Raw genomic sequence first — 18,647 nt, forward strand, 5'->3', positions numbered from 1 at the left:
CTTGTATTTATTTATAATGAGTTACCAATTCCTACCAAAACGATTGCAAGCATAATAAGCCCAATGCCCCAGAAAAAAGTACTTAATGTTTTTTTAGAAACACCTTTCCATTCTTTCAAATAAAATCCCCAAAAGTTTGCTGTTAAAATAATGGTCGCCATGTGCAGAATCCAAGAGCTGGCACCATTTCCGAGTTTGCTCTCTCCCATTCCGTAAAAGAAAAATTGTAAAAACCACATGGTTCCGGCAAGAGCAGAAAACAAAACATTTTTAGTGATTGGGGTAGATTTATCTGTGTAATTTTTTATTGATTTGTTTTTAAAATTCAAATAAAGACACCAGATAAAGTTGGTTGTTAATCCGCCCCAAAGCAAAACAACATAAGTCACATTATTTTGAAATAAAGGATTAGAGCCAGTTATTACCGCTTGCTCTGCCATTGATTTTCCTGCTTCGATTCCGTAATTAAAAAATGAGCTTAAAATTCCTGAAATCACAGCAACAATCAGTCCTTTTACCAAATTGAAATCTTTGTCTTTATCCTCATGTCCTGTCGCAAAATCTTTCTCTTTAAGCATTCCCGCTTTTCCAGAAATAGCAATTCCTATAAGATATACCACCACTCCTAATAAAACGATCTGTCCGCCAGTATTAGAAAGCATGTGAGAAAATGAAATCTTACCTTCTGTTGGAACAAAATCATAATAAATTGAAGGTACTAAAGCTCCAAATGCGGAGCAGAAACCTAAAGTAATTGAATTTCCTAAAGACATTCCCAAGTAACGAACTCCCAAACCATAAGTCAACCCGCCAATTCCCCAGATTAATCCCATTGAATAAGTAAAGGCTTTTATTGATGGAGAAGCTTCTGCAATGATTTCAGCAAAATTTGGAATCGTTAAGTAAGCTGCAATTGGCGGAACGATCAGCCAAGAGAAAAATCCTCCTACCAGCCAATAGCTTTCCCAAGCCCAGTCCTTTACTCTTTTAAAAGGCATATAAAAACTACCTGAAGAAAATCCTCCGATAGAATGAAAAATGATTCCTAATAATGATTCCATTTAATAATTTTTGGTTTAAGGTTTGTTTGATAGTAATTTGGTTTTGTAAAATAATAGAATGTCAAAAACAAAACTGTCCTGTACTATCCTTTATAGTTCTTGTGTTTTTTTGTTAAAACTAAGGATTATTAGAAATAAGGCACTGTAATTATTGGGTAAATAAATTTAAAATAGCTATTTTAGCAATCGATTTCGTAATTATTGAATCCTCATTTAGGACAAAATTTAAGAATTATAAAAAAAGTATTACAAGCCTTATTGTATTCTCTTTTTTAAAAAAGTAAAATAATTTAGCCACTATAGTTATTTCACTTAAAAAAAGAGGAAGAAAGTTAGAATCAAAATTGGTTTCGTCGAAAGATGAAACAAATTTCCAAGACATAATCATGATTAAACTAATTAAAATAGACGAAGATTCAAGAGTACCTAAATACAAACAGATTGTTGACTCTATTCTTCAAAACATCGCCAACGGAAATTTAAAAATCAACCAAAAAATTCCCTCCATAAATAGTTTTAGTGAAGAATTTTATATGTCTCGAGACACTGTCGAAAAGGCTTATAATATTTTGAAGGAACGTAAAATTATTTCTTCGATTAGAGGAAAAGGATACTACATTACAAGAACAAAACTAGAATCGAAAGTCAATATTTTGTTCCTGACCAATAAACTGAGTTCTTATAAAATGAAGACTTATAGTTCTTTCATTAATACTCTTGGAGCAAATGCACACGTTGACCTGCAAATTTATCATTGTGACGAAACTTTATTTTTGAACATTTTAGATAAGTTTGAAGGCGCTTACGACTATTATGTAATTACAACCCATTTTAAAACTGACGAACTTAAGCATTTGAGTTTTACAGATGAAGTGGTGAATGCCATAAAAAATATTCCGACAGAAAAGCTGGTTGTTCTGGATAATATTAAATTAGGAACCAGCGACGATGTCATTAAGATTTATCAGGATTTTGAAAATGATATTTACAATGCCTTAAAAGAAGGCCTTTCTAAAATAGCCAAATACAAACGCTTAATTTTAGTTTATCCCGACAAAGCTGTTTATCCATATCCAAGAAGAATTTTACATGGATTTAGAAAGTTCTGTGTCGAACATGATATCAATTTTGAAATTTTAAGTGAAGTTTACGATGATATGATTCTTAAAAAAGGAGATTTATTTATCACCATCGAAGAATCTGATTTAGTTAATTTAATGAAACAAATTCGTGATGAAGAATATGTTTTAGGAAAAGAAATTGGAGTTATTTCTTATAATGATACACCTCTTAAAGAACTATTAGGAATTACAGTAATGTCAACTGACTTTAATATCATGGGTGAAACAGCCGCACGAATGATTTTGAATAAAGAAAAAGGTCAGGTAAAAGTTCCTTTTAATTTTATTGATAGAAATTCTATTTAAGATGCTGAGATTCTGAGTTTTTTTCTTAGAAACTTAGTATCTTAGAAACTTACTTTTTATCATACGGAATATATTGATCCCACTCCCAGGGTGTGTAAGTATCTTTGATTCCTATTTCTAGCAAATATTTTATTATTTTCCCTGTCGAATAGCTATTAGACATTATCAGCATTGCAATTCCTTTATCCTGAAAAACAATACTATAATTCTGAAAACCTGAACCCTGTCCTTCTTTAAAGGCTCCATATCCGTAAGGTGATTTTACTATTCCCCAGCCCAGTCCATACGAAAGCTCCGTTTTGTCATTCCAATTCCCGTCTTCTAATGCTCCTGGCCCAAACTGATTTTTGGAGCGAATACGAATCTGCGGACTAAACATTTCTTTGTACGACTTGTCTTTTAGTATTTTTTTGTTCAAAATAGCGGTTATAAATTTACTGTAATCTTCTATCGTAGTTTCAAGTGTTCCCGCTCCTCTTGGCGCGTTGTCTTTATCTTTTTCCTGAACCTTTCCATCGTTATCATATCCGTAGGCAAAATCTTTCTCAAATTTATCCTGCCAGCGGTAGCTTGAATAATTCATCCCAAGCGGTTTAAATATTTTATCCTGAGCCAGTTCTTCCAAAGGTTTTCCTGTAATTTTCTCTAATACTACCTGAAGATATGTAAGCCCTTCACCCGAATAACTGTATCGGCTTCCAGGTTCAAACTTAACTTTAAGCTTTTCATCTGTTTCAAACCAGCGCCAGTTAGGCAAACCCGATGTATGATCTAGGCACATTCTTGCCGTTATCTTTTTGTATTCAGGATACGATTTTAATTCTTTAAAATCTTCATGCCATACTTTAAAATCATATTCATAAATGGGTTTTGGAAGATAATCCTGAAGTGGTTTGTCTAAGGTTATTACGCCTTCTTCAACCAATTTCATAACCAAAACAGCAAATACAGCTTTACTAAAAGAGGCTCCATAAAGATTTGTCTGCAATTCTAATTTCTTTTTTGTTTCGATATTACTCAAACCAAAAGTTTTCATATAAACAGGTTTTTTAGCATTAAAAACAGAAATAGCTAATCCTTTTACATCGGCTTTACCCATAAGGTTTTCAATTGCAACGGTCAAACTATCAGCAGAAATTGTGCTTCCATCAAGTCTTTTAATGACCGGATTTTGTCCTTGAACAGAAATTATATTTATAAAAAAAATAACAAGAAGAAGATTTTTCATGATTAAGATGTATTCAGTGTTACTAATTAATGCTGATTTTATCATTTTTTTTGAGTAATACACTCAAGCAAAACAACTTGACAATAAATCAAATAAAATGACTAAGAATTTTATAATTAATTTAAAAACCATTTTTTACTATATTTCAGTCCTATAATCACACAAATATATTAGCCGTTAAAGCATAAGACAATACTGATAAATAACCATTTTTATGAGAAGCATAAAAGATGATTTGAGCAAACAGCTTTTGGAGCAAAAAAACTCGGATAGCTTACATCCTACAAAAGATTTAAAAGCGTTTCAAAAAATTGCGCAGAATTTTGCTAATTTAGAAAACGGCATTGCGGTGCTAAGCGATTTATATAATAACAAAAGTTATATCTATTCTGGTAAAATTACGGATGAACTAGGAATTTTTAAGAAAGATCAAGTCCAGGAAATAGAAAGTATATGGGAAGATGAACTTTTTGGCAAATTGAATTCTGACGATGTATTGCAAAAATATCTTTTGGAACTCCATTTTTTTCAGTTTATAAAAACGGTTTCTATTGAGGAAAGAAAGGATTTTTGTATCACTAGCAAACTGAGAATGAATGATGAAACGTCTGGAAAGTCTCTCGTGCACAAAATGTTTTATTTTTCAAATCAATATGAAGATGTAGAATTGGCTCTTTGTCTTTATAATTTTGATTTTTCTCTAGCTCTTCAATATGAAGGAGCCATTATGAATACAGCAAACGGAAATATTGTAGAGGAAAATATAACTAGCAATACCTCTTTTCTTTCGGCTAGGGAAAAAGAAATTTTAAAAATGCTCCAAAAAGGAAAACAAAGTAAAGAAATTGCTTCTCTTTTATTTATAAGTATTAATACTGTAAGCCGCCATAGGCAAAACATTCTGGAAAAAATGAAAGTCAACAATACTGCTGAGGCATGTACGCTTGCTGCAAAATTGAAGTGGATATAGTTTTTTTGAGGTGCAAAGTGACAGTGGAACAAAGGCTCAGAGTTTTTTTCTGAAATAAAAAGTATCTAAGTATCTTAATTCTTAATTTTCAACGAAACAAAAACCATAAAAAAACCCCATCTGATGATGGGGTTTAATTGTATTATTTTTTTGATTCTTCGATAGAAACTTTTCTGAACTCTTTTAAAAGTTTTTCAATTTCTAAAGTCGCTTTACGTGCTCTTGGACCTGCTGCTTTAATTCCTTTTTCAGTTAAAGATTCAGCTTCTGCTTTAAATGTGTCAATTTCGGCGTTGATTTTTACTAATAAATCTTTCATGCTTATATATTGTTAAATTAAGCCACAAAAATAAAAGTTTGTGTGATAGTTACAACAAAATTGCTGTTAAATTTAATGCAGTTTTTCATTCATTTTCTTTACAATAAATTGACCTCATAATTTTGCAAAAACGCAGCAAACACAAAAGACTAGCAATCAAATACTTATTTACAAAACAAAATAATCATAATCCTTTTGAAGCTTTGTACATAGCTTTTGTTCTACTAAAAAAATGTATGAAAATATAGCAGAGAACGCTGTGTTGTATGCCTTAAAAGTGGAAAAATTACTCAAAAAAAGGAAATTTTACTCGATCAACATCTTATTGATGTATACATTTTTTAAAATAACACCGTCGATAATGCTTTTATCAAACTTAGTTTTTACAGTTTCTATATTTAAATTTTCAAATTTAAAATTAGTCAAGCGAACATTGGGATCTTTTTCTACTCCGTAAAAATTACTGCACTTAAGATCAATGTTTCTCAAAGTAATATGATCGCCATAAGACAAAGGAATATCTGCACGACCTTTTAAATCATAAAATTGTCGCCAAGCAAAAATTGCCAAACCAGTTTCGGCTTCACCTTTTATATTTTCAACCAAAATGTATTCATACCGCTGTGGAGTGTCTGGGCGCATTTTTAGCCAAAGCAATCTTGAAGCGCCTTCAATTTTACTGTTCCGAAATATAACATTACGGTTATGAATCGCTTCACTCCCATTTGTCAAAGCCGAATGACAAAACCCAAAAGTACAGTCTTCAATTATAATATTTTTGTTTGGTCCGTTATTTTTATCTTGATCCGCATAAGGTCCTTTACCGCCTTTTAAAGCAACTGCATCATCATTAACAGACATGTAGCAGTCTTTTATCAAAACATTTTCGCAAACATCGAGATCGACGGCATCTGTACTTGGCGCTTTGATGCCAATGTGCGGTGAAAAAACATGAAGTCCGAGCAGTTTTACATTCTTACATTTATAAAAATGATTCGTCCAAAAACCAGAATTGACCATTTTTACCCCTTGAAACTGTACATTATTAGAGTTCCAAACAAAAACCAATCTTGGCCTTGAAACCTCAAGATTAGTACAATCTGGATTTTCACTGCGTCTTTTCCAAAAAGCTTCCCAAAACTTTTTTCCGTTTCCATTTATTGTGCCTTCGCCAGAAATAGAAAAATAATCCACACCATAGGCATTAATCAAAGCAGGAAAATAATCTAAGTTCTGTCCTTCCATACGCGAGGGCATTATTGGATAATCTGCGATAGTATCAGAACCTTTTAAAACTGCGTCTTTTGCCAAATGCAAAACTGTTTTTGGTTTAAAAAATAAAGCACCGCTTAAAAACACCCCTTGCGGAATCACAATCACGCCGCCTCCGTTCTCCGATGCTTTATCGATAACAGCTTGTATAGTTTTGGTTTGAAGTAAAGTACTATCGTTTTTAACTCCAAAATTTGTAATTACATATTGCTTTCCTAAATTTTCAAGCTTTAATTTTTGATGTTCTTTAAACCAGTTAGCTATTGGAGTTCCATCAGGAAAATTTTCTGTTTGCTGCTGTGAAAAAGAGAAATTAAATACTCCTATAATAAATAGCATTAAAAGATTATTTCTCATTTCAAAAACATTTTTTATCGGTTAATTATTGTTTTCAACTTTTATTTTGGGCGAAAGCTGTTTCGATAAACTAATCGTTAAATCTTTATTCACACTTAACTTCCAAGCTACAATCGCATAATAGCTAATTTCTTTATCAAAATAGAATAAATATTTTTCTAATTAATCTTTCCGATACGCTTCCTTTTTATCAAAACCGCTTTTTTAGATAATTAAGTAATGGGAAGATAAATTGACATTGTTTTTTTCATTCTATCTGATTTTTATTTTTTAGAACAATGTAAGGGTTTTAATTTTTATTATAACACTTCAAATAAAAAACTTTGTTAGAAAGAATTTCAGGATAGCAAAAAAAAAATGCAGGATAAAGAACAATATTTATACTGCATAAAATGCACAACTTTAAATCAAGTCATAATCAAAATGTGTGCACTAAAAAAATATAAAAAAAATAAACTAATTACATTAAAAAATACATGGCTTTAAAATAATCATCTGCCTTTGTCTGTAATAATTTTGATCCCGAGAAGGAAATTCTTTCGTTTTTAAAATCCAGTTTGCTTTTAAAAAAAGTTTGCAGCTCTTTGAAAATTTCCCGACTCGTTTTGGATTCATCAAACAAAACCACGTTATTTACTAAAAAAGCCAAACTTGGATAAAACTGTTTATTAAATAAACAAACTAATACATTTGTTGTTTTATTTTCTTGAAGAAATCCTAGTAATTCTTCTCGCGTATGTACAACGTAAACAATTCGATCATACTGCTTTGCTTCTTCCTCTTCATTATTTCCAAAAAAAGATTTTTCTGAAAACTCAAACTCATCTTTAAATTTTCTTTTAAACATTTTTAGAAAAACACCTTTATTATCAAGAAAGTGCTAAATCTATTGTTCCGGTTGATGAGTCAATAATTAAACCAGTATCTCCACTGTAAGTGCCGCCTGCTTCACCTGTTTGAGTTACAACGGCTGTACCTCTATTACAATATGGGGCACTTGAGTAAGCAATTGTTGAAGTTGGTAATTCATTTATTTCTATTTGTGCAATGTCTGTACTAGAACAGGTACCATCTGTAAAACTATAAGTAACTATATGACTTCCTAAAGTCGAACCAGCTAAATCTATTGTTCCTGTGGCAGCATCAATAATTAAACCCGTATCTCCACTGTAAGTTCCTCCTGTTACACCTGTTTGAGTTACAATTGCTGTACCTGTTTGACAATATGGTGTACTTGTATACGATATTCCCGCAACAGGCAATGGATTAATAATAACCGTTACAGGCTGTATATTACTACAAGTAGCGTTAGTACCTTTTATATAATAAGTACCGCTAACATCAATAATTGTAGGATCAACTATTGGATCCGTCCCCTGTGCATCTGTAAAATAAGAATATGTCATCCCTGCTTCACTTCCAGCAGTTATTTCAGGCGCCGTAATATTTACTGTATTTGGAAAGCAGACAGCTGCTGGATCTGTGATCAAAAGATTAGGAAGAGCTGTAATGACGACTGTTAAGTTTGAAACTGTAGTACTGCTGCATGGCGGACCAAAAGTTACCGAACAAGTATAATTATTGTTTCCAACCAATAGAGCAGAATAATTTACTAGAGGACTTTTAAGTGTTTCATTAGCTGGAGTGATTCCCGGACCAGTCCATAAATATGAAATTGCTCCCACCGTATCTATATCTAATTGTAATGTGCCTGTACCTAAATTACAAAATGTTGCTGGACTTGAAATATTATTAGCGGTTGCAGTTGGAGCTGCCGCCACACCTATTTGTGCAGATTGAGTTATGACGTTTCCACAACCGTCTTTAATTCTAAAAAAATAGGTATTATCAGTCAAACCAGGAAAAGTATTAGCACTTTGATAAGCACTGAAATTAGCTCCGCCATCTGTACTAAGAGCATATTCCAAAACATTTCCAGGGGCAGGTGAATTTGATGTTGCTACAATAGTTAAAGTTCCATTAGTCGCACCACTGCTGCAAACATAACCACCAGTATTGGTTTTATCTACACTAATAACATTATTAGAATCATAGGTTAAAGTTTGTGTAAGAACGTTAACGGTTCCTCCTTTTATACGTAAGCCAAAGACATAAGTACCGTAACTTAATCCGTTGAAAGGAAGTGATGCTGTATTACTAGCTAAATCTCTAACCTGGCCAACACTTGATGGGCCGGAAACAATAATAACTTGGTAAGCACTAACACTATCAAAATTTCCATTCATTACGTAATTAAATCCTCCACAAACTGGAGTAATTGTATTTCCATTTAAAGTAGCATTATAACCTGAAACTGTAGCATTTATGGTTCTTGTACCACAAGGAATAGTCATATCTAAAGTATAATGACCAGATGGCCAATAATCTAAAGGATCTGAGGCGTTTACTCTTGGTAATGTAGCACTTCCTGAAGTTGCATTTAAGGGTGTACTGCTTGTATATCCTACAGGAACTAAAGGATTATCTGAAGATGTAACCGTATAATTAATAATATCACCTGCCTGAACCGGAGATACAGTTAGAATTAACCTTCCGTATCCCAACGCATTCAAATTTTGCTGAACCCCCGTTAAAACCTGATTAATTGTAAATGTAGAAGCTGCTGGAATAGATATATTTTGAGATACAGGAAGTGTATCGAAACTTCTTGTTGTGCTGCCCTGTGCATCTATATACGTTACATGATAAGTTGCTCCTGCGGTAAAGCCTGTAATTAGCTGTGCGGTACTATTAATTGTGGTTGTAACAATATCTGAAGGATTTGCAATATTAGTAAATGTAACATTCAAAGGAAAACAGCTCAACCTATTAGGTACCGCCCTAATTAATCCTGCGCCTGCACAATTTGTTGGCCCCATCGTACCTCCACTATTATATTGGGTTACATTAAATTCTTTGGTATTACCACAATTGTCACTTAATACAACTTTCATAGATGCACTTGCAATTTCAGCTAATACACCTGCTTTTGTCGCAATTAATGGAAGTCTAACAGTATTAAGCAATGGAGAATAGCCCGCTCCACCCACATCACTATATCCATCAGCGTTTGTATCCTGACCGTACAACTGTCCCTGATACAATATTTTCCAGCTAAATCTTGCAGCATCACTTGGTGAAATAGTCGTACTATTGGCTGTATATTGAAATAATAATTCATTAATAACATTTAGAGGCGTAGAACAGTTATTTGTAGTATTAAAACTAGGATAAGCTAAACTTCCTAATTTAAAATCATTTACTGTTACAGTCGGATTAGAAATAGATGTTGCTCCTGTGATAGTTTGTCCGCAGTCATCAGTCACGCTTACTAAATAGTTACTCACTCCTAACGGATTAAAAGTAAAAGTAGTTGCACTAATTGGTCCACTATTCTGTAAAATCACACCTGGAGCAGCCTGGGTTGCAATAGTATAAGTATAAGGTGCTTTTCCAGCTGTTACTGTCGAGGTCAACGAAGTTGTTCCTCCCACACAATCTGCCACTTTTGTTGGCGTAGCAACATTCATAGCGGTATAGCCATCAGTAACTGTAATGTTAGCGCTGGAGAATACAGTGCCGCCAGCGGTTGCCCGAGCACTTACAACGTAAACTCCCGAACTTAATCCTGTAAAAACATTATTGTTTGTAAATTGTGTAGGATCTCCAGAAACTGGAGCAACTACAACCCCTGCTTTTAATAATTGATATTGCGGTGTAGCTCCCAAACCTGTATTGCTAGCAGTAATAATTCCGCTATTAAAACAACCTGTATTGCTCGGAACGCCTGAAACAGTTTGAGCAAAAGCCTCATTATTCATGAAACTCATTACCGGCAAAATCATTAAAAATATTAGTAAAGTAATTTTTGACTTCATAATTGTTCTAATTAATTAAACAGACTTACTTTGAACACAATATCTTTTGTTAAGGATAAAAGATATGCTGTTTTTAAAACAACTATTTCATAATTAAAAAATCTTATATTTTAATCATTTACAAACACTTATAAAACAAACATAAGTTCTTAGCTGATTAAATTTTCCAATTACCTTTAAAAGTTTAAAAAGTTATAGGAAAAGAAATTTATTTAGGAGCAAAGATTTCCTAGATAATACAAATAAACGCAACACCAACTAAGGAATAATTAAAAAGACTTAATTACAAATAGTTAAACAATAATTTTAAAAATTATTTATAAAAAAGATACTGGCGTAATAAAAAAATATAGCTCTCTAAGTGTGGCTTGTAGTAATGGCTATAGAACAAGAGTGAATAATCTTACTAAGGATTTATAACCAAAATTAATAGTTTTTTATTTTTAAAACATAAAAGTACTCAATTTCAGCATATTAATAAAATTTTAACACTAAAAAAGATTAAAAAAAGTTTATAAAAAAAGAGAGAACCAAAGTTCTCTCTTTTCACATATAGTTGCTAACGTAAAAATTACTTTATTCCCTTTTTAAGTTTATCAATTGATGAGTCATTTAAAAGTCTTATTTGTTCTACAGCAATTTGAGCTATTGCGGTAGCACCTTTTAAAGAAAGATGTGTATCATCTGCCTTATCTTTATCGTAATAAGGATTTTCACCAGCTTTATAATGTAAATGCAATTGTTTTGATCTTTCTGGACCATAAGATTGCTCCAGTAATTCTGTATAGTACTCCAAATCAATAAATGGTACTTTGTATTCCTGCGCCACTAATCTTGTTTCAAAAGGATAGTCTCCATGAGTGGGAACTAATACACCTTTCTCATTAAAATTACGTCTGGCAATTGAAGTCAATAATATGGGTATAGCTCCTTTTTCCCTGCTTTCCTTTACAAAGCGAATTAGATTATAGCGGTAACTTGTATGAGGATTAGTGTAACGAGTGGAATCTTCTATTTTTTCGTCATTATGTCCAAATTCTATTAAAACGTAATCCCCCTTTTTTAATTTTTTATAAATAGAATCCCAGCGTTTTTCATTAATAAAACTTTTAGTACTTCTTCCATTTACAGCTTTATTTATTACAACTATATTATCATTGAAAAATGGCTGTAACACCTGCGCCCATCCATGTTCTGGATTACGATCTGGATCTTTTTTATTAGCCATTGTAGAATCTCCAATACAATAAACTGCTGTTTTTTGAGCAAAACTAACCGTAGTGATTAGGAGTGTTAGTAAGATGTATTTTTTCATTTGCTGCTTTGGGTTGTGATTTGTTAAAATTTGAGATTTGATTTATTTTGTATCGCAAAGAGCGCAAAAAGTTACGCAAAGGGCGCCAAGTTTTTTTGTTTATTTTTCTTTATTGAAATTCTTACGTAGACGCACTGCTGTGCGTCTCTACAGAAAACCTTTGTCACTCTGCACCTTTGAGCCTTTGAACCTTCAAAAAAAACTAATTTTTTGAAACCGCCGACGGCACACCAGCTCTTTGCCCGATAAAAACATCTGTCATTAGAACATTTTCTGCATTCTCGTTTGACAACGCATTTTTTGCCGATTTGATTTCAATATTCTTTAAGGATATGTTCCTAATTTTTTTATCTGGAAAACCCTGAATTACAATTCCCGACTCTGAAGCTTTGTTACAGGTAATATCAGAAAAATGTACATTTGATATATCCGATTGAAAGCCTTTACCTTCTCCGTGATAATTGGCTGTAATGTAAAGACAGTCTTCTACTTCATCGAGTTTTATATTTCTCACAAAAATATCTTTAATATAACCTCCCCTGTCTGCATTGGTTTTCAGATAAATTCCTCTTTTAAGATAACCTGCTGTTTTACAATTTTCAACAAAAACATTGCGAACACCAGCCGACATTTCGCTGCCAATAACGACACCATGCAGTCCTTTGAAATTACAATTTCTAATTACAATATTTTCACTTGGTGTTGCTGTATTGGCCCTTCCTTCATGATCTCGTCCCGCTTTTATGGCAACATTATCATCACCATTATCAAAGTTCACATTTTCAATTAAAACATCTTTTGCATATTCTGGATCGATTCCGTCATTATTATGATTCAATGATTTATAACTGATTCCTCTAATCGTAATGCTTTCTGATTTTAAAAGATGCAGACACCAGAATGGCGAATTTTCGATTCGAATGTTTTCTACTAAAATATTCCTGCAATTCAAAAACTGAATCATTTGCGGTCTTAAAAAATAACCTTCACCAAATTTTCTTTCTGAAATTGGAGTACTATTATGATTCATTTCACGGCTGCGGTTTTTGCCCTCGCCTTCTTTTGATTTAAACGTTTTCCATATTTTTCCACCTTCGCCATCAATTGTCCCTTCTCCTGTAAGCGAAATATTGGTACAACCATTCGCATATAGTAAAGGACTGTAATTGTAGAGCATTGTTCCTTCCCAGCTGGTTAAAACTAATGGCAAATAATCTTTTGGATTATCACTGAATTTAATTTTTGCGCCTTTCTCAATTTTTAAATTCACATTGCTGACAAAATGAATTGGGCCGTTGATCTTATAAATTCCTTTAGGAACAATAATTGTCCCACCGTTATTTTTTTTACACAAAGCCATGGCTTTATCAAAAACTTTTTTGTTATCCGTAATTGAATCGCCTTTTGCACCAAGTTTCAACACATTTATCTGATAAGCAGGAATAACGGGCAGCTGAATTCTTTTCACTATAGAATCTACTCTTTCTGAAGGGAAATCACTGTTTTGGGAAAAAGAAACCCAGGTAAAAAATAGGAGAAATAAGTATTTAGAATTCATTTTTTTATAGTTTTAATAGCTGTTTTTCAGTTTTCAGTTTTCAGTCGCAGTCGCCGTTTTCAGTCACAGTTTTCAAACTGAGACCGAGACTGAAAACTGGGACTAAAACTCTACCTCAAATACCAATTCAAGATCTTGTCTTTTAGAATATTTTCTATTGAATACTGATCTGCTTCTTTTTTAGAAAGTTGATGCGACCATTTCACTCTTTGCGACGGTTGAAAACCTTCACCTTTACAATTGTATTCTGCATAAAAGGCCTTTTTTTCTGCTTCTGGTTTTGCCCAATTTTCCCAGCCTTCTGCTTTAATTTGTTTACCCATTTCACAATTAATAAAAACCGTTTTGGCATAAATACGCCATGGTCTTCCCAGGTAAACATCTTTCGCCTCAGGATTTGCCGTTAGTTTGCAATTTTTGAAAACGAAACCAAAATCAGTTCCTTCTGGAGTTGAAGCAGCAGTTATGTATGAACTTTTAATACTGTGTATAATACAATTTTCAAATAAAGCTGTGGCACCTCCAAAAATAAAATCGGTTGTTCCTTCTATATAACAATCTTTAAAATACTGCTTTGCGTCTTTTCCTGATAAATACAAAGTGTCTTGATTTCCTAAAAGGTTACAATTTGAAATTTTAACTCGATTTGCCACAACAGACAATGCAATAGCCTGACCACGTTCTCCTGAAGTATTTTTTATAGTTAAATTTAAAGCCGAAAAATCATCTCCCTCTACCAAAAGTGTGTACGTATAAAAGGTACTATTTCGACCTAAACTAATTTTTGAAAAGTTATCATCAAAAGTAATGATTGTATTTTCTTTGCTTTCGCCTTTTAAAATTACATTCGTGTTCCATTCTGGTATACGGACTTTTTCGTTGTAAGTTCCATTTTTTACATAAATAGTAACTTTTTCATAAGGGAACGCTGGACACGCATATACTGCATCCTGAATTTTTGTAAAATCTCCAGAACCATCTTGTGCCACCGTAATTAGGGTTACATTTTTCTTTTCTGAAGCCGAAACTTTTGTCCCGTTTTTTACTGCCCAATCTGGAAATCTTTTTAAAACTTCTTTTGGCGCATCAGAATACCATGAATAACCGTTTCGTCTTTCTGCTCCAATTTGATCAATCGACTTCTTTTTGATTCCGTCACGATCGCAAAAGAAAGGTTCATTGATTTCCAAATCCATAAATCTTGCCCAAATAGGCCCAGCATTTACAGCAGGAATCATTTTTTTATCTATTACTTTCCCTGCATCGTTTACAACTCTTTTTTCTTCTAAATTGGTAATTTTAGTTTTTTCAAACCAAGCAACAGCACTTTTGACTGCAGTCACAACTTCTGCTGACGGCTTTTCTAAAGACATTAAAAGCAATACAATTTTTGCCGATTCATAACCGCTTAAAGAAGCCAATTCAAAAGCCCTTGCATTTGCTGGGGCTAAAGTAATTTCGTCATGCTGAGCGCACCATGCTGTTAAAACTCCATTTTGTTTGTATTGTGTTTTTAAGATACAGTCGATTCCTTTATTAAATGCTTTTTTGCATTTTTCAACAACTTCTTTTGAAGGTTTAATACTGTAATAATTGGTTTCATCAGCCACCGATTTTATTACATTTAGAATATTAACCATCGAATCATCATTGTAGGTAATATGCGTATAATATCCTTTCTTTAAGGGATAAAATTGAGGCCAGCCTCCATTTTCATATTGGGCTTCTAGTAAATAATTTAATCCTTTTAAGAAAGACTCCTTATAACGTTCGTCTTTTACCTGAGCATATATTTTTGACATAAAAAGCATTTCCTGGCAAGTTGCTCCATTGTCTGTAGTGGTTTCTAGGGCTGTTTTTTTAAGCGCTATTAGATCCTTCTTTTGCTTTTCAGTCAGCTCTTGCTGCATTTGTATGTTTTTTGGCCAGCCACCAATATCTCGTTGGTACAGTAGAACGTTTTCTGCTATTCTTTTGGCATCCGCCGAAGCAAACCAAGCTGCATCACTCTTACGAATAATTTCAGACCAGTTTTTATAAGTATTCTGAGAATTTACAGCAACACTGCAAAGACATAAAAAAAATAGTATTTGTTTTTTTAACTGCATCATTTCTTATTATTTCGTTACTCTAAACCAATCTACTTCAACATTTCCAGAATCATTTTTCACCTCTTCGCCTAAAGCAAAAAGACCAACTTTGGCGCCAATCCATTTTCCTTCTCTTGCTGTAAATTCACTTCCTATAACTTGATAATTTTTATCATCTAAACTATAGAAGAAACTGCAGATTCCGCCCTTTTTTATTTTTACTTTAAGGTAAATGGTATTGCTTTCTATTGATATGGGTTTTGTTTCGGTTTGTGAGACTGAATCAGCAAAAGTTCCAGTTTTCTGATTCAGGTATAATTTTCCGTTATCGTTTTTAAAACAGAGATAACTGTAATCCAATCCCATAATGATTAATCCTGTAGATTCGCCATTTAACCTAGCATTAAAAGTTAGTTTAGTAGTTGCTGTAAATTCTTCTGCCGGAAATTTTTGCAGTAATAAATTTGGAGCATTAAAAATGTTTGTCGTCGTGGTATTGCAAAACAAATTAAAGTATCCCAAACTTGTTGGAAATCCCCAATTGATTTGTTTATTGGCCTGCCACTGCCATTGCAATCCTAATTTTGGCTCGTTAAACTCATCTGAAGTTGCTGGAATTTCGATTGAATATTTCTTTCCTACATTTGGCTTTTTATAAGTGGTAACTGGTTCTCCAATTCCGTTTTTATCAAAATCTTCTCCCATAACTGGCCAGTCGTTTATCCATTTCATTGGCTGTAAATGAACAATTCGTCCGTAAGCACCCTTATCCTGAAAATGAAAAAACCAATCTTCGCCTGTTGGAGTTGTTACCCAAGCGCCTTGATGCGGACCGTTTATAGTTGTCGATCCTTGTTCCAGAACCTTTTTCTTTTCATAAGGTCCAAAAACATTTTTAGATCTTAAAACAGTCTGCCAGCCTGTAGGAACACCGCCAGCTGGTGCAAAAATGTAATAGTAATTATTTCGTTTGTAAAATTTTGGTCCTTCTATTGTTTCTTCACCAGCATTCCCATCAATTACCATTACTTCGTCATTATTCACAATTGTACCTTCCCAATTCATGGTGCAGATTACCAGTAAACTCTTAATCTGCGCACGGCTTCCCGCAAAAGCATGAACTAAATAAGCTTTACCATCATTATCCCAAAGCGGACTCGGATCTATTAATCCTGTACCGGCTTTTACTAAAAGCGGTTCAGACCAAGGTCCCTCTGCTTTTTTGGCTTTAATCATATAAATTCCAAAATCTGGATCTGGATAATAAATATAAAATTCATTATTGTGATAAGTAATGCTGGGCGCCCAAACCCCATTTCCGTGCTGTACTTTATTGTATGTTTCAAAGGGCGGCTGTTTGGTAAGTGCATATCCAACAATTTTCCAGTTCACCAAATCTTTAGAATGTAAAATTGGTAATCCCGGATTACAGTTAAACGATGAAGCTGTCATATAATAATCATCGCCTGCGCGAACAACATCTGGATCTGAATAATCGGCATGAATGATTGGATTTGTATAAGTTCCATCTCCATTATCAGGCACCCAGACTTGCGCACTATTCTTCTGTAAAGAAAAAACTATAAGAAGAAAAGTGATGATTTTTATATTTTTCATTTTTAAAAGTATTGTCTTTCAAAGAAATCCTAACAGGTTTTAAAAACCTGTCAGGATTCTATTTATTATTCTTAGCAGAGCTTCATGCGACCTTTCGAATTCGCTCCAGAAAACAAAAATTTCTACTCCAAGTATTCAATTAAATTCAACCATCAATCATTAACAATTAATAATTAAAAATTAAAAATCAACAATGAACCATAAACAATGAACCATTAACAATCAACCATTAACAATCAACCATTAACAATCAACCATTAACAATCAACCATTAACAATCAACCATTAACAATCAACCATTAACAATCAACCATTAACAATTAACAATTATCGATTCAACTCCAAAGCTGCTAAAATAAAAGGTCCTGTAGCTTTAGGATCGTTGTCTTTTTTTCTTTCGTTTACATAATATTCGTAAGATCCATCACGATATGGAGTTCCTCCCAAACCTGCAACTTGGCAGCAGTTTGTTAAAGTGATTCCGCCATCTTCATCTACTTTTTTGATTAAAACTTTAGTTAATCCGTCAAAAGCTTTATTGGCTGATTTTTTAAATTTAGCTGGTAAATATCCTTTGTTTGCTCCTTTCGCAAAAGCATACGAAAACATAGCCGAACCAGAAGCCTCTAAATAATTTCCTTTTCCATCAACTTTGTCTGTAACTTGATACCACAAACCAGATTTATCCTGAAATTTAAGTAATGCTTCCGAAACATTGTTTAGATATTTCACCAATTCTTTTTGTTTTGGATGATCTTTTGGCATATAATCTAAAACATCAACCAAAGCCATTACGTACCATCCTAATGATCTAGACCAAAAATTTGGAGAATTTCCTGTTTGTTTATCTGCCCAAGGCATTTGCTTGCTTTCATCCCATCCGTGGTATAACAATCCTGTTTTTGGATCTGTCGCGTGAAGCTGAATCAATTCAAATTGTTTGGCGATATCATCAAAGCTTTTTCCGTTTTCAAATTTAGCAGTATATTCTGCGTAGAATGGCTCTCCCATATACAAACCATCTAACCACATTTGATTTGGATAGATTTGCTTGTGCCAAAATCCTCCACTTTGTGTTCTTGGCTGTTCTGTAAGCTGTTTACGAATTAACTGCATTGCTTTTAAGTATTTATCTTCTTTTGAAGACTCATAAACATCAAAAAGTAAACGCCCTGGTAAAACCAAATCGATATTGTATTTATCAAATTCGTATGTATTAATAGTTCCATCAGCTTGAACCAACTCATCTACGTAACCTCTTACGTAAGCTTTGTATCTAGGATCTGGATTTTTTTTGTATAATTCTTCGATAGAATGTAAAACTAAAGCATGTACATAATCCCATTTTGGTTTTTTGGCATCGTCCAGCATATATGCTTCTGGATGGCGTTTCATTAAAGTTAATGCCATTTTATCTGACCACTTCGCATTCTTTCCTATTACAATATCTTTTTTTGCTGGTTCTTGAGAAGTTACTTTACAACTTGTAAATGTCATAACGCAGATCATTAAAACCGACATCAAATAACTTTGTTTTCTAGTATTTTTCATTTCA

The 18,647-nt window shown here is 33.2% G+C and carries 13 protein-coding genes; 2 read left to right on the forward strand and 11 right to left on the reverse strand.

Annotated features, from left to right (window positions below; translation table 11 throughout):
* Positions 1-11: 11 nt before the first annotated feature.
* Positions 12-1,061, reverse strand: a complete 1,050-nt coding sequence (rhaT, locus tag QE431_RS12780) for an L-rhamnose/proton symporter RhaT (RefSeq protein ID WP_307296441.1) — start codon at positions 1,059-1,061, stop codon at positions 12-14.
* 386 nt (positions 1,062-1,447) lie between these two features.
* On the opposite strand from rhaT, the gene QE431_RS12785 reads away from it, so the two are divergent.
* A complete protein-coding gene (locus tag QE431_RS12785) occupies positions 1,448-2,488 on the forward strand; it encodes a GntR family transcriptional regulator (protein ID WP_057116171.1) in 1,041 nt (346 codons plus the stop codon).
* Between the two features lie 49 nt (positions 2,489-2,537).
* On the opposite strand, the gene QE431_RS12790 is transcribed toward QE431_RS12785, so the two are convergent.
* Positions 2,538-3,716 (reverse strand): serine hydrolase, encoded by a 1,179-nt coding sequence (locus tag QE431_RS12790; protein WP_307296446.1) that lies wholly within the window; start codon positions 3,714-3,716, stop codon positions 2,538-2,540.
* A 214-nt stretch (positions 3,717-3,930) separates the two neighbouring features.
* On the opposite strand from QE431_RS12790, the gene QE431_RS12795 reads away from it, so the two are divergent.
* A complete protein-coding gene (locus QE431_RS12795) occupies positions 3,931-4,686 on the forward strand; it encodes a response regulator transcription factor (protein ID WP_307296448.1) in 756 nt (251 codons plus the stop codon).
* A gap of 142 nt (positions 4,687-4,828) precedes the next feature.
* Here QE431_RS12795 and QE431_RS12800 read toward each other — a convergent pair whose 3' ends face one another.
* The 9 genes from QE431_RS12800 to QE431_RS12840 form a co-directional block, all read right to left on the reverse strand.
* Entirely contained in the window at positions 4,829-5,005 is a 177-nt protein-coding gene (locus tag QE431_RS12800) for a histone H1 (RefSeq protein ID WP_026729959.1), read from the reverse strand.
* A gap of 306 nt (positions 5,006-5,311) precedes the next feature.
* Positions 5,312-6,634: a glycoside hydrolase family 28 protein gene (locus QE431_RS12805; RefSeq protein ID WP_307296470.1), complete on the reverse strand. Its 1,323-nt coding sequence runs from the start codon at positions 6,632-6,634 to the stop codon at positions 5,312-5,314.
* 460 nt (positions 6,635-7,094) lie between these two features.
* On the reverse strand, positions 7,095-7,481 hold the full coding sequence (locus tag QE431_RS12810; RefSeq protein ID WP_057116173.1) for a hypothetical protein: 387 nt from the start codon (positions 7,479-7,481) through the stop codon (positions 7,095-7,097).
* Positions 7,482-7,503: 22 nt separating this feature from the next.
* A complete protein-coding gene (locus tag QE431_RS12815) occupies positions 7,504-10,512 on the reverse strand; it encodes a hypothetical protein (RefSeq protein WP_307296473.1) in 3,009 nt (1,002 codons plus the stop codon).
* 571 nt (positions 10,513-11,083) lie between these two features.
* Positions 11,084-11,827, reverse strand: coding sequence for a rhamnogalacturonan acetylesterase (locus QE431_RS12820; protein WP_307296476.1), 744 nt, complete (start codon positions 11,825-11,827; stop codon positions 11,084-11,086).
* A gap of 202 nt (positions 11,828-12,029) precedes the next feature.
* Positions 12,030-13,385, reverse strand: a complete 1,356-nt coding sequence (locus QE431_RS12825) for a glycoside hydrolase family 28 protein (RefSeq protein WP_307296478.1) — start codon at positions 13,383-13,385, stop codon at positions 12,030-12,032.
* A 110-nt stretch (positions 13,386-13,495) separates the two neighbouring features.
* Complete coding sequence (pelA, locus tag QE431_RS12830) at positions 13,496-15,496, reverse strand: pectate lyase (RefSeq protein WP_307296481.1); 2,001 nt, start codon at positions 15,494-15,496, stop codon at positions 13,496-13,498.
* Between the two features lie 6 nt (positions 15,497-15,502).
* Positions 15,503-17,092: a glycoside hydrolase 43 family protein gene (locus tag QE431_RS12835; protein ID WP_307296485.1), complete on the reverse strand. Its 1,590-nt coding sequence runs from the start codon at positions 17,090-17,092 to the stop codon at positions 15,503-15,505.
* 327 nt (positions 17,093-17,419) lie between these two features.
* Complete coding sequence (locus tag QE431_RS12840; RefSeq protein ID WP_281865918.1) at positions 17,420-18,643, reverse strand: glycoside hydrolase family 105 protein; 1,224 nt, start codon at positions 18,641-18,643, stop codon at positions 17,420-17,422.
* Between the last annotated feature and the right edge of the window lie 4 nt (positions 18,644-18,647).

The sequence above is a fragment of the Flavobacterium sp. SORGH_AS_0622 genome (genome assembly GCF_030818825.1).
GTDB lineage: Bacteria > Bacteroidota > Bacteroidia > Flavobacteriales > Flavobacteriaceae > Flavobacterium.